The sequence below is a fragment of the Hymenobacter cellulosivorans genome, from assembly GCF_022919135.1.
Classification (GTDB): Bacteria; Bacteroidota; Bacteroidia; order Cytophagales; family Hymenobacteraceae; genus Hymenobacter; species Hymenobacter cellulosivorans.
In genome coordinates this window covers 4781293-4794407 of record NZ_CP095049.1, presented here as the reverse complement: position 1 = coordinate 4794407, position 13115 = coordinate 4781293, and the positions used below count along the sequence as shown (strand labels likewise).

Annotated in this window: 6 protein-coding genes; 3 read left to right on the top strand and 3 right to left on the bottom strand. The window is 63.0% G+C overall.

Features of this window, described 5'->3' with window-relative positions; genetic code table 11:
* Window positions 1–37: 37 nt before the first annotated feature.
* The 3 genes from MUN80_RS20295 to MUN80_RS20285 all read left to right on the top strand — a co-directional run bounded on the left by MUN80_RS20295 (window position 38) and on the right by MUN80_RS20285 (window position 4496).
* Window positions 38–1582, top strand: coding sequence for an aldehyde dehydrogenase family protein (locus MUN80_RS20295; protein ID WP_244715750.1), 1545 nt, complete (start codon window positions 38–40; stop codon window positions 1580–1582).
* A 174-nt stretch (window positions 1583–1756) separates the two neighbouring features.
* Window positions 1757–4177: an eCIS core domain-containing protein gene (locus MUN80_RS20290; protein WP_244715748.1), complete on the top strand. Its 2421-nt coding sequence runs from the start codon at window positions 1757–1759 to the stop codon at window positions 4175–4177.
* Between the two features lie 46 nt (window positions 4178–4223).
* Window positions 4224–4496 (top strand): hypothetical protein, encoded by a 273-nt coding sequence (locus tag MUN80_RS20285; protein ID WP_244715746.1) that lies wholly within the window; start codon window positions 4224–4226, stop codon window positions 4494–4496.
* 15 nt (window positions 4497–4511) lie between these two features.
* Here MUN80_RS20285 and MUN80_RS20280 read toward each other — a convergent pair whose 3' ends face one another.
* The 3 genes from MUN80_RS20280 to MUN80_RS20270 all read right to left on the bottom strand — a co-directional run bounded on the left by MUN80_RS20280 (window position 4512) and on the right by MUN80_RS20270 (window position 13105).
* Window positions 4512–6893, bottom strand: coding sequence for a glycosyl hydrolase family 18 protein (locus MUN80_RS20280; RefSeq protein WP_244715744.1), 2382 nt, complete (start codon window positions 6891–6893; stop codon window positions 4512–4514).
* A gap of 78 nt (window positions 6894–6971) precedes the next feature.
* Window positions 6972–8333 (bottom strand): ATP-binding protein, encoded by a 1362-nt coding sequence (locus MUN80_RS20275; protein WP_244715742.1) that lies wholly within the window; start codon window positions 8331–8333, stop codon window positions 6972–6974.
* Window positions 8324–13105: a contractile injection system tape measure protein gene (locus MUN80_RS20270; protein ID WP_244715740.1), complete on the bottom strand. Its 4782-nt coding sequence runs from the start codon at window positions 13103–13105 to the stop codon at window positions 8324–8326. Before MUN80_RS20270 ends, MUN80_RS20275 begins: the two co-directional genes overlap by 10 nt.
* Between the last annotated feature and the right edge of the window lie 10 nt (window positions 13106–13115).

Genomic DNA, 13115 nt, shown 5'->3' with positions numbered 1-13115 from the left:
CCGCCCGGTCCAATCCACCATCATCACACATTCTTTCATGCCCAAAATCATTTCGCCCGCGGTAGAATTCGGCTCGTTGCTGAATCAGGTTAAGCAGATTACGCCCGAAATTTTCACCCCGGACGGTAAGTTTCAGAACCTGATGGAAGGCCAGTGGCAGCAGCCCGGCACGCCCCGCGAGTTTACCTCGCCCATCGACGGTACCCAGCTGGCTGCCATGCCCATGCTGAACCGGGAGCAGGCCCTTCAGGCTGTGCAGTTTGCCAAGAAAGAGTCTGCCGCCTGGGCTGCCACCGACCTGGATGAGCGCCGCCACAAGGTGCAGGAATGCCTCAACCAGCTGCGCCCCCACGTGGAGCTGGTGGGCAAGCTGCTGATGTGGGAAATCGGCAAAACCTACAAGCTGGGCTTCACCGACATTGACCGCGCCATCGAGGGCGTGCAGTGGTACGTGGATAATATCGAGGAAATGCTGGGCTCCCGCACGCCGCTGGGCCTGGTTTCCAATATTGCCTCCTGGAATTACCCCCATTCGGTACTCCTGCACGCGGTGCTGGTGCAGGCTTTGTGCGGCAACTCGGTTATTGCCAAAACGCCCACTGACGGCGGCTTTATTTCCCTGAGCTTCGCCTTCGCCATTGCTCGCCGCTGCGGTCTGCCCGTCACGCTGGTCAGTGGCCCCGGCGGGGAGCTGAGCGACGTGCTGGTGAAAAACGAAGCCGTGGACTGCCTCAGCTTCGTGGGGGGGCGCTACAACGGCCGCAACATTGCCGACGCCCTGAGCCAGGAGCACAAACGCTACATGCTGGAAATGGAAGGCGTAAACACCTACGGCATCTGGAACTACAGCGACTGGCAGAGCCTGGCCGACCAGCTCAAGAAGGGCTACGACTACGGCAAGCAGCGCTGCACGGCCTACGTGCGCTTCGTGGTGCAGCGCAATCTGTTTCCGCAATTCCTGGAAACTTACTGGGAGGCCGTCAAGAGCCTGAAAGTAGGCAACCCCACCCTGGTCGACAACCCCGACGACAAGCTGCCCGAGCTGGCCTTTGGCCCGGTTATCAATAAAACCCAGGCCGAAGACCTCGACCGGCTCTACGAAAATGCCCTTAAAACCGGCGCGACGCCCATTTTTGAAGGCAAGCTCGACGAGAGCCTGTTTTTGCCCGGCCAGGATATGAGTGCCTACCGCGCCCCGCGGGCCCTCGTGAACCTGCCCCGGCAAAGCGAATTGTACTTCAAGGAACCCTTCGGCCCCATCGACTCCATCGTGCTCGTCGACCGGGTTGAGGAGCTGGTGGGCGAAATGAACATCAGCAACGGCGCCCTGGTCGGCGCCCTGGCCTCCGACGACGAGAAGTGGGCCCAGCGTACCGCCAAAGAAGTGCGGGCCTTCAAAATGGGCGTCAACAAACTTCGCTCCCGCGGCGACCGGGAAGAGGTGTTTGGCGGCCTGGGCGAGTCCTGGAAAGGCGCGTTTGTGGGTGGTAAGCTGCTGGTAGAAGCCGTAACCGAAGGTGCCCCGGCCCAGCCCGTACTCGGCAACTACCCCGAAGCAACCCTGTTGCCCGAGAAGATTTAATTCCGGGTTACAGCCAACCCGTCCGAAAGCGTGGTTTTCCTTGGCAGTGAGCCGAGGGGAACCACGCTTTCGGCTTTCGTGACTAGCTATATTGCGCGGCGCCATTATTCGGCGTAAGTTTAACCAGCAAGGGAGGCGGCTAATTATAACTGTGTAGTATCGAATAGTTAGCGTATGAAACAAAAGCTTCCTTCAGGTCCCGGTCGTGAGGCCGCCCCGGCCAGTACCGATGAGCCCCGGAAAGCAAGCCAGGGAATAAGTCATCCGGCCGTGGCCCAGCCGAAGGCTCCACAGCCCCTGGTGCAGCGCCCAGCCCATTCTCTGGCTGCCCGGCCCGCGCCAGCGCTGCAGAGAAAGGAAAACCGGACGGGCCTGCCCGATGGGCTCAAGGCGGGGGTGGAAAGCCTCTCGGGCCACTCCCTGGACGAGGTGCGGGTGCATTACAACTCCCGTACGCCGGCCCAGCTGCAGGCCCACGCCTACGCCCAGGGCTCAGACATTCACTTGGCCCCGGGCCAGGAGCAGCACTTGCCCCACGAGGCCTGGCACGTGGTGCAGCAGAAGCAGGGGCGGGTGCAGGCGACCCGCCAGCTGCAGGCCGGCGTGCCCGTCAACGACGAGACCGGCCTGGAACACGAGGCCGACGTAATGGGCGCCAAAGCCGCGCAGCTCCGCGCTGAACAGCCGACCGCCGTGCTGGCAACGACGCCTACCTCGGGGGCGGTGGTGCAGCGTAAGCCGTATTCGTACCCGACGACAGCGGCGCAGAAGGACAAGAATACCTACCAGGCTCGCATTGACCGTATCGTGGATGTCATTGACAAAGCCGTGGATCGGGCCCGGGCGCTGGCCCTGCAGTGGCGGGCATTCGAACACGCCCCGGACAAGCATTTGCAGCAGTGGTATAAGGCGGCTAATCAGTATTCGGCGGAACCCGAGGAGGCCATGAAAATCATTTATGCCCGCTTTGGGTACGCCATTGAAACCCTGGTAAACAATGAATTGAGTGCCCGGCTGGAAGGTCTGGACATTATTAAGCAGCATGCTTCCGGCCACACCCGCCCCGATATTGTGGCCGCGGATGGGGACAACCAGATTGCCTGGATTGACATTACCAGTGAAGGTTCCCGCGACCATATCCAGAGCAAAACGGGTACGAGCTGGCGCAACCGACCCTTCGTGTACGAGATTCGTTACAACCAACTCGACCTGAAGGAGGTACTGAGCGCCACCAACGACGAATTTTACAACGAGTACGGGCGCTTCGTGGCCGATGAGCGCAACATCGAGCTAGCCGCTATTGAGGCCAAGCGTAACGAGTTGAGCCAGACGTTTATAGCCTTGCAGGAAAAACACCAGTGGCGGACGGGTACCGATAATGCCAAGACCAAGCAAAATATAACCCAGGAACACTTTTTTGGCAAGCTCCGGACGGAAGACGAGGATTCAGACGACTACCGCTTTAAAAAGCAGGCTACCCGCGGTGCCTTGGCGTATGCGGGCGTAAACCCGGGCACCTTTGGCTTTAACGTTGGGAAAATAGGCGCCAAAATCGAGCTGGCTCGGGAAGAGGTGCGGAAGCAAGCCGGGCCCGCCATGGAAGCCGGCAAGCTGAAGCTGACCGTTGGTAAGGCCCAGGAGCTACTGACTTTCTTTGCCGGCCACTCGCAGCATCTGGTAGTGCGCGAGTATATCGATATCGTCAGGATGAATGCGGATTCCCGCGAAGTAATCAAGCTCGGGTTTATGCTCAAGCACGCCGTGCTGGACCTAGCTCAAATCGGCAATGCGCTGGGCTCGATCCACGCTGATCTGAATCGGGCCGACGAGCGGGTGCGGGAACTGGTGCCCGCTTTGCAGGCGCAGCAGCTATTCCGGATTGAGGAAGCCGATTTTGAGCTGATTCAAAGTTGGCGGCAGCAAACCAGCCGCCTGCTGGCCTACGCGCAGCGGCTCCACACCACGATGCAGGTGCAGGAAAGATTCAAAGCGTATGTTCAGCAGCAGTTTACTTTCTTCGATCGGCCCGCTGAGGTAAACCGGATTTTAAGCGGCCTAGGTGAAAAGCCAGGAGATGCCCGCTACGAAGTGCAGGCCGAGCACTGGATGCACAAAAACCTGCTGGGCCACGCTACCACCGACCTGAACCGGCTGGAGCATGCCCTGCTGTTCGTGCGCAGCCACCTGCCCGCCTCCGACGCGCGGGTGCAGGAGTTGGAGCAGCTCTTAGCTAATCAGCTGGGAGCCAACCTTCGGGCCGCCGACTTTGCGGGCCTGCAGCAGTGGCGGCAGCACACCGCGGAGTTGGAGCAGTACACTCAGCTGCTGAACACTACCTTGCGAATGCAGCAATTGTTTCAGCAGTACGTGCGCGCCAAGTATGGATTCTTTGACCGGCCCGCTGAGGTAACTACGCTGCTCAACGCCCTGGCCGCCCGGCCAGTTGATCAGCAGGTGCACCTGCGGGCCCAGCACTGGATGACGCAGCATCCCATTGGGGCACCGGCCCCGGAAGCCACCTCGCCGCTGGTGCTTTCGCCCACCGCCGAGCCCGATGAAGGCTATAATGAAGAAATGGAACACGAAAGCAGCTGATTGGGGAGCCTAGCGCCCGCCATTCACTACTTCTTAGTATCACTATATGAAAGACTTTCTGGCCAACCTGAAGCAGTCCTTTTTGCGGGAGTTTCTGTGGTTGTTTGGGGCCCTGATTGTGGCGCTGCTGCTCTCCACGGGCCTGCGCGAGCTGCTGGAAATATCCACGGTCAACTACGAGCGGATTGTGCAGGAGCTGCACCACAACGAAACCACCCTCAAGGTGTTGCTCTTCGTGCTGTGCCTGGTGGGTATCTACCTGACCCGGCTGGTCGTGGCGGCCGTGAGCATGCTGGCCGACACGGCTACGGTAGAGTAAGTCAGTGGCGGCTGATTAGGGCAATACCTGCTGGCGCCAGTAGCGGCTGTACACAAAGCCGATGAAGACCAGCAGCCACAGGCCGGCCATAGCCAGAATCCAGGGCAGCTGGGTAGAGGAAAAGTCGAGCTCATCAATAAACCACAGGTAAAGGCCCAGGCTGGCCACGCATAGCACAATGAGTACGCAGATGGTAGCAAACAGCGTCGGGTTGGGCACAATGGCGTAGGCCCGCAAGGCCAGGGCCAAGGCCAGCCCAAACAGGAAGAACGCCACCAGCACTGCCACCGACAGCAGCAGCACGTGCAGAACCTGGTCGAGCAGGGGTTCGGCAATAGGTACGCCAAACCGTTCCCGTAGCAGGTTCCAGGTTTGGTCGTCGCTGTTGTCGTAGCCCAGGGCCCAGATGCCCACGCCGGCCAGGTGCTGCTTGGTTATCCAGTAGTACTTGGGGCCCAGTGTAGCCGAATCCTCCACCCAGGCCTGCATTTTTCGCAAATCCGTCAAGGTGCCGAGCGTGGTGCTGTCGGGCTGCGCGAGCAGGGTGTTCTGAGTCCAGAATACGCTGTTGGTCAGGTAGCGGAAGGGTGCCTGGTCCTGCCCGGCGGCTCCCAGCAAGCGGGACGGCAATTGATTGGCCTGGGGCCATACCTTATTGAGGTGGGCAAAAGTTACCAGCAGTTGGCCGGGCAGCACCCCCTGGTTCAGGTAATACTTCACGGAGGTGCTGACTGCGTGCCCGCCCGATTGGGGCGTGGGCTTCAGCGGCATGATAGGGCCGGGCGGCAACTGGCCGGCGGTGTAGTCGTGAGGCTTGATAACGAACAAGTCCACCACTTTGGTCAGCACCTGCAAGTGGGAGTAGGTGCCGGCCGCGTCGACGGCCGGCAGGCTGAGCGTGAGCACAAATGAGGAGTCTTCCTGGCGCAGGCTCATCGCCAGATCAGCCACGAAGGAGCGCAGGCGCCCGGCCCGGGCCTGCTGGGTTTGCAGGCGCTGGGGCAGCTGCTGGGCGTAGGTAGCCGAGTCGGCGGCGGCCTGCGTCAGCAACTGGTCCAGCGCGACCTGGTCCTGGGCTACTACGGCCGAGTCGGCTTTGTAGGCCGCTTTGCGCCGGGCATAACTGGCCGCCAGTTGCTCTACTTCCTGCTCCTTATAGGCCGAGTCGAGCGCAGCCCGACTGAGGGCTGCCTGGGCCGCCTGCCGCTGACCTGCCAGCGTGCCACGGTCAGTCAGGCTTTGCCTGTAAGCAGCCATCTGTTGGCGGTAGGCAGCCACGTCTTGGCGGTGTTGCTGTAGCTGCAAGCCATACGCCACCAGCAGCGTCGAATCCTGACGGTAGCGCAGCAGCTTTTTCTGGTAGTTGAGCCGCACCATAGCGGGCCACTTCTTGCGGCGCTCCAGTTTTTTCTTCTGGCTGGGCAGCTGCTGGTTTTTGGCCGTGAGGGGCTGTTTGCGCAGACCCAGGTCCACATATTCCTGAGCTTGCCGGTTCAGTTCAGTGGACAGGCGCTGCATTTCCTTCTGCAAATCAGCGGTTTTGGTGGTTAGCTGCTCGGTGCGCTGGTTGAGGTATTTGCGGGCCGCATCCAGGGAGCCCTGGGCCAGCAGCACCATCACCTGGGCGTGGTTGAGGGCCGCCAGAGCGGGACCCAGCGAGTCGCGCTTTTGCTGCCAGGCCTGTTGGCGCTTGGCCAGTTGCTTGCTTTCCTGCACCAGCTGCTGGCGGGTTTGGGGCGTCCAGGTGGCAGCGGGTAGAGCGAAATCCAGATTCAGGTTTACACCGTCGGCATTCTGGGCCAGCACCTCATCTACCACGTTTTCTACCAGTTGGTTGCGGGCCGCCGTAGCGACACTGTCGGCGCTGAAGAGCAGGGTATCAGCCTCCGTTTCGCGGTACGCCACGCTGAGCAGCACTTTGCAGTGCGGATTCATGCGGTGGGCGGACCGCAGCAGCCCGTCGAAGTCGCCGCGCGGGGGCTCCGTAAGCTCGCCTTTCCGGGTGGCCTCGTAGCCGTGAAATGCCACGTAGGTAAGCAGGTTGAAATCGTAGTTGACGTAGGCGTTGTCCATCCAGTAGGGGTGCCAGCCAAACACGGTAGCGCCCCGGCGCAGCTGATAGCGCACCGGGCTGTGGGGCCGGGGCCGGGCCTGGTACACTGTGTCGTGAGCCAGGCGCTGCTGGTCGAGCCGGTCGTACTGCTGAAAATCGAATAAACTGCCCGGGGGTGTGGCCGTGAAAGCTGCCGAGGCCGGAGCCACAGCCGGCTGCTGGGCGCGGGCAGGCCGCTGACTGCTATAGAAAGCCAGCCCGTTGAGCCCGATAATAAAGGCCAGCAGCACCGCCAGGAATCGGGCGCTGAAGTAAGAATTGGCTGCCGAGAAAAGCTGCTTCACGAGGCTAGGTCGCTAAAGGTAACCGGGCAACTTGGCGGGCCCGTTGGAAACGTACTGCTTGGGGAGCAACAAGCATAATCAAAGAGTTTTGCCGTCCTTGGCTACTTCGCGTTGCACGCCCCGCACAATGTCGGCGCGGGTAATGGACCGGGCCGGCTGCAGGGTGTGGAGCACGCAGTAGCGCAGCACGTTAATAATGGCCCCGCCGGTAAGACTGTACTCTTCGGCCAGGTCGCGAAAATTCACGTCGTCGGCTAGCTGCAGCGGGGCGGCAAAGGCCTGGCGCCAGAGCCGTTCCCGCTCGGTAGGTTTGGGAGCCAGAAAGTGAATCATGGCTTGGAAGCGGCGGGCAAAGGCTTCGTCGAGGTTGGCTTTCAGGTTCGACGACAGCACGATGATGCCGGGAAAGTCCTCGATGCGCTGCAGCAGGTAGGCCACTTCCTGGTTGGCATACCGGTCGTTGGACGAGGACGTGGCGGTGCGCTTGCCAAACAGGGCATCGGCCTCGTCAAAAAACAGGATCCAGCGGCGGTGCTCGGCCAGATCAAACACCCGGCCCAGGTTTTTCTCGGTTTCCCCGATAAACTTCGACACGACCATCGACAGGTCGATGCGGTAGACTTCGTGGCCGGTGATGTTGCCCAGCAAACAGGCCGTAAGGGTTTTACCCGTGCCGGGCGGGCCGTAAAACAGAGCCCGGTAGCCCGGCTTGAGGTGGCGGCGCAAGTGGGGGCGTCGCAGCAGCTCGTCCTGGTTTTCCAGCCACACCCGCATTTCTAGCAGCTGTTCCTGCACGTGGTGGTCCAGCACCAGGTCGGTCCACTCCAGGGTGGTGCTGACGCGCTTGGCCGGAAAGTCGGGGCTGTAGTCGGGGCGGGGCGGCTGCCCGGTCGTGAGCAAGGCCAGCGTATCGGCCGGTACCGTGAGGGCCCCGCTTAGGGCCGGCTCCCCGGCTTCGGTGGTGCCTAGCTGCACGAGTTGGGCCCGGCCCAGCGGCGAATGGTGCCAGAGGGTGCTGTGGTAGGTCAGACGCTGAGCCAGGTCGGGCCCAGCCAGCAGAAACAGCGCTGTTTCGCCAGTGGGCAGAAAGCCGCTATGATTTTTGCCTTTCAGGCCCCCAAACTCGGTAAAGCCCCGGTCGTAGGTGCTGTTGCGGATAAACAGCGCGTCCAGCGCCTGGGGCCGCAGGTGGGGCGCCAGGGCCAGGGCTAGTACCAGCCGGTCGGCCCAGGCCAGCGCGTGCCGGCTGACGAGCTGGGCGTAGAAGTCGTCGGGCATGACAAGCTCCGGGGCCGGGAACACGGGGAGCGGGTCGGTGCTGTTCTCGAAAAAGTGGTGCAGGCGGGCTTCAAGTACGTGCGTGAGCCAGTCGAGCTCCCGGGCCAGGGTAGCCCCGGTGGCAGCCACGGCCGTCGGAGAAAGGGTAGAGGTTAGCGCCATGTTACGTAAAGAGGAAGCTGCATCCAGGGCAGGCGGATAACGGCAATGGACCAGGGACGCTGGTCGAGCAGCATGTCGAAGGCCTTGGTTTCCACGGTGAGTAATACTTTGTCGTCCTGCCAGTCAAGGCGGCCGTTGCGGGCCAGAAAAGTCTCGCGCAAGCCCGCCACGCTGGTTTTCTTTAAAATTTCCCAGCGGCTGATAACGGCCCCGAGCAAGCCGTGGCCGGTTTCTTTTTCCTCGTCGGTCAGGGCTAGTTCCCGCACCACGGGCTGGGTTTGTTGCACGCCGCAGAGCAGCTTGTTGAGCACCAGCATGTACTCGGGAAAATCTTCGGCCCCGGTAGCCAGAAATTGCAGCAGATGCACGGCCCGGTACGCCTCCTCAATTGACTTAAACTGGCGGTTTTCGAGGTAGCCCAGCCGGTCGAAGAGCATGGTCAGAAACGGCCAGAGCAGCACCAGCCCGGCATTGGTAATATAAGCCGTGGCCAGGGCCGGTACTTCGGGCGCTTCTACCGTTGCCGGAGCCACTGCCGCGGCGGCCTTCTGCCGGTCGGCCAGGCGGGCCGTGGTGTCCAGGTGTTGCAGCAGCGCCGGCAGCCGGCTCCGGAACGGTAGTCCGGCCCGGCCCGCCTGCCGCAGGATGATGCCCGCTACCGAAGCCCCGCGCGCCGCTGGCGCCTGCTGCTTCCCCAGCGTGGTTTCGGCGGCCAACAGGCGGCTCAGCAGCAGCTCGGTATGAAAGCGGGCCGCCGCCGTGGTTTCCACCGCCGTCAGTACCAGTTCCCATAGCGCCGCCGCTTGGCTGCCCAGGCGCACCACACCTTGTGCAGCCAGGGCCAGCCAGTCGTGCAGCGGGGCGGCCAGAATGCGGAAATGCACCGGATACAGGCGTCGCAGCAGAGTAAAAAACTGGTCCTGGCTAACGCTGCCGGCCACCCGCTCCCGCACTACGCTCAGCGTCAGGTACGGCCGGATTCGTAGTAGCAGGGCCCGGTTTGCGGGCCGCAGAAAAGTCGTCCAGAGGCTGGCTACGCTCCCGGCCGCGCCGCCGGGCGTTGGGTGGGGCAGCTTGCCGGTTTGCAGGTAGTGCTCCAGCCCGTCATAAAGCGCAGAATAGGCCGGACGTGTGCCGGACGTAGTCTGTGGCGGCTGGGCGGCAGCCTGGCGCGCCCGGGCAATGATCGGGCGGCGGTTGTGGCGCCGTTGTTCCTCGGCTTCCTGCGCCCCGAGCAGCCAGGCAAAAAACGGTTCCGCGGCCAGGACCGGCTGCTGCTGGCTTAGTTCGTCGATGAGGTGCAGCATGCTCTTCCAGCTTAGGCCGTAGCTTGCTGCCAGCTGCCGCACCACGCGAAGCGCCGGTATAGCCGATGATTGGGCCAGGGAGAAGTGGAAAAGCAGGTACGTTTCCTTGAGAAAAAGCCGGAACTGCTCCGCGGTGTACTGGGAGGTGTGGGGCACGGCCTGCTCCAGCGCCAGCAATGCCCGCCGAATACTCGTCCCCCGGCCGGAACTCGGCCCGGTGGCCGTTGTAAGCTGGGTAAGCGTAGCAAAATCGGCCAACTGGGCCAAGCGCTGCCGCACGGCGGGCTCGGCCGCGTGACTGGCCAAAAAAGTCTGAACTTGAGCCGCCCGCGCCCGCACGAGCTGGGCCAGATGCCGGCGCAGCTCGGGTAAGGTTACGGCCGTGGGTTGCCACCACGGCAGCTGGCCGTGGCGCAGGAAGTGAAACACCAGGTCCTGCATGGCAATGGTCAGCAGCGGAGGCACCGTAGCCGCGCCGGGAGCTGCCTCGTAAGCGGGGGCCGGATTGGGAAACCCATTGGCCGAGCTCTGGAAAGTGGCTGAAGCAGCGGAAGCAGCAGAGGCCGGTATGCCGGCACCCGACTTCCCGGAGCTAAACGCCGGCCGTTTTCTGCCCGGGCTCACGAATACGGAGTGACTAAGCGTGGGGCGCGGCGCGGCTGGCGCGGGCCTGGAAGGAGCCACCAGAAAAACCTGGTTGAAAAGCGGCTCCCGGGCCAGGTTGGGATGTTGGGTAGCCAGTTGGCGCATCGTGCGCAGCACAGCCGCCCACGACAGGTTGTGGGCGGCAGCCATCCGGCGGGTTTCCCGCTGCTGAGCTGGGGCAGAAAGCCGGTGGTCGGTCAGCGTAAACCGGTAATACACGGCTTGTACCAGGCGGCGGAGCCGGGGAGTTACGACAGAAGCTCCGCTCCGGTTCTGGGTGCCGAAAACCTGAACCACCGGCTCCCACAGGTGCCGTGCCCGGTTTGCCCGGGCCGGTGCCACGTCGCGCAGCCGAAGCAGCAGGTCGAAGTCGAGCAGCGCCGAGAGGCGCTGCTGCGCCAGCGCCTGAGTCGGGTAAATACGCAGAAATGCCAGGGTTTCGGCGTCGCCTTGTTCAATAAGATGACGTAGCAACTGCCGGATGGCATGGCCCGATAAGCGGGCCGCTACCAGCACCGCGTCGCCCGCCCGCAGGTATTGGTGCACCATGCCGCGGCTTACCGGGAGTGGCCACTGGTGAAGCGGCAGCTGTTCCGGTCCGGCTCCGGGTACTTGGTTTAGGGTCAGTTCTTTAGCAGCGACTGTCGTGCCGTAATCAGCGGCCATTGCGTAGCCCGCTGCTGACCTCCCCGACTCCACGTTTGCGAAAAAGGGCTCTATAGTGCCGGAAGCAACCGCCGCAGGACTGGCTTGAGATAGGGCACCCGCACCCCCGGTTGAATGACCGGGAAAGAATCCGGTGGTAGCGGTGTGGCCGGCCGTAGCAGCCAAAGAGGTTCCCGAATGTCCAACATACGGTTGGTTTGGGCGCTGCTCTGCCAGCGCCGCAGTGGTACGGTCCGCATAGCCAGCGGCCCCCAAACTCTGGGGCGCTGATAGGGCGGATGGTACTAGGCGGTTTGCTATTTGGGCAGTCGAAAGCTCACTCACTAGGTGCCTGTCCGGCAGCTCCGAGCTGGAATAGCTGGTTGGGGCCGCCGGAGAAGGGCGCTGACCGGCTGGCAAGCTAGCCGGTTGAGCCAGCCCGTCAGACCTGGCTGCCAGCGGGGAGGCAGCAGGTGCTAAAGGACTGTTTGCCAGCGCCTGATTGGAGGCCGCTGAATAAGGGCCGCTGGGGAAGATACCGGTGGCACCCAGCGGCTGGCGTTGCGGCGCGACAAGGACCTCTCGGCCGAGGGCATCGTACGCAGCGCCCTCTGTCGTATTGAGAGGAAGCAAAATGGGCAAAGGCTGGTCCCGGAGCTCTTTCCGGCTCCCAGCCGGGGGGCTGATGGTTTGCAAGGAGCCAGCGGCCGGCCCCAAAGTCGGTGGCCCAACGCTTGCCGTAGCCTGTGCACCCGCGGCCAGCACGGCCGGCTCCGGACCGGCCACGGACAACTGCCGGGCCAGCCAGCGGCTGAAATGCTGACTGTTGAACGGCGTCGGCTTATGGGGTAGCAGGTACTGGAAGGACTTCTCCCATAATTGTTGCTGAGCTGCCGCCGCCCCGAAGTGTAGCGCGGCCACCTGACGATGCTCAGCCAGCACGGCCAGAAAAGGCCGCACCTGCCCCGGCACCGCCAGCCGAACCACCTGCTGCAGCAGGTCGGTCGGAAAGCGGCGGGCCAGCGTCGCGGCGGCCGGTTGGGGACCGGCCTGGCGCACCACACTCACCAACGCTTCCCACCCCTGCTGCAGCACGGTGCTGAAAGTAGCCCGCAGATCGGTGGCGGTGCGGCGGGCCCCGGCCCAGTAAGGCAGCGACTCGTGGCGGAGAAAGTAAATCAGCATTTCCAGCGGGGCGGCGGCCGCTTCGGCTGCCTCCGTAACCACCGCCACGACTGGGCGGCCAGCCGTACTGGCCGGGGGCGGCGCGACGTGCGGAGGGGTGGGGCTACTGGGCGCTTTGGTCGAAATATCCTGATAAATAGAGCGCAGAATGCCGGGCAAGGACGATTGGGCCGAAAACGGCAGCGGCTTCTGCGACAAGACGACCAAGCGGCGCAGTAGCCCCTCGAAGGTCAGGTTGAAGCGGGCCGCCAGCCGCCGAATCTGGCTTTCCACAAAGGTGCGGCGGTTGAACTGCGTGCTGCGGCTGATAAGCAAGTCGGTCAGCACCAGCTCGTACACCACCTGCTGCAGGTCGGCGTCGCGCACTGGGGCCAGGCGCTGCGCTTCCTGGGCCCGAATGGTTTCCTGAATGTAGGCCTGAATCAGCAGCGCGTGCGTGGGCTCCAGCAGGCCAATCAGGCGCTGCAGATGATCTGGGCGCAGCTGTCGCACCAGCCGCTGCCGCACCGATTCCTGCTGGCCAAGGCGGCGGAGCAAGCTGCGAAATTCGACCGGCGTCTGGTTGAGCGCCTGCAATACGGCTTCGGCCAGGGAAAAATGGCTGGCGTCGGTTTGCCAGGGCAAGTAGCCGTGCGCCAGAAAAAAAGGCAGCACGCCCAGCGCCCCGGCGGCCTGCTTCGGCTCAAAATGGGCCTGGGTGGCCCGGCGCTGCAATTCCGGGCCCAGCGCCGCGTATAAGGCCTGCCGCAGCCGGGCCGGCAACTCGTTTTCCAACTGGCTGTCGGCAATGCTTCCCAGGTCCAGCACTAGCTCAGGCAAGGTCAGCAGCAGGTCGGGCGGGCAGTTGTGCGACAATTCTTCCCCAAGCAGCGCCTCCAACTGGTGTCGGTACAGGCTGCTGACTCGGTCCTGCAGCCGGGGCGCCAGTTGGGAGTTATCTGACGCAAGCTCGAAGCGAAGCTGCTGAATGGCGTGGGGCTGCCGGGACATAGAAGCGCGG

Coding starts and splice junctions, on each gene's coding strand:
- MUN80_RS20285 (WP_244715746.1), top strand. CDS start 4,224: ATGAAAGACTTTCTGGCCAACCTGAAGCAGTCCTTTTTGCGGGAGTTT.
- MUN80_RS20275 (WP_244715742.1), bottom strand. CDS start 8,333: ATGGCGCTAACCTCTACCCTTTCTCCGACGGCCGTGGCTGCCACCGGG.
- MUN80_RS20295 (WP_244715750.1), top strand. CDS start 38: ATGCCCAAAATCATTTCGCCCGCGGTAGAATTCGGCTCGTTGCTGAAT.
- MUN80_RS20290 (WP_244715748.1), top strand. CDS start 1,757: ATGAAACAAAAGCTTCCTTCAGGTCCCGGTCGTGAGGCCGCCCCGGCC.
- MUN80_RS20270 (WP_244715740.1), bottom strand. CDS start 13,105: ATGTCCCGGCAGCCCCACGCCATTCAGCAGCTTCGCTTCGAGCTTGCG.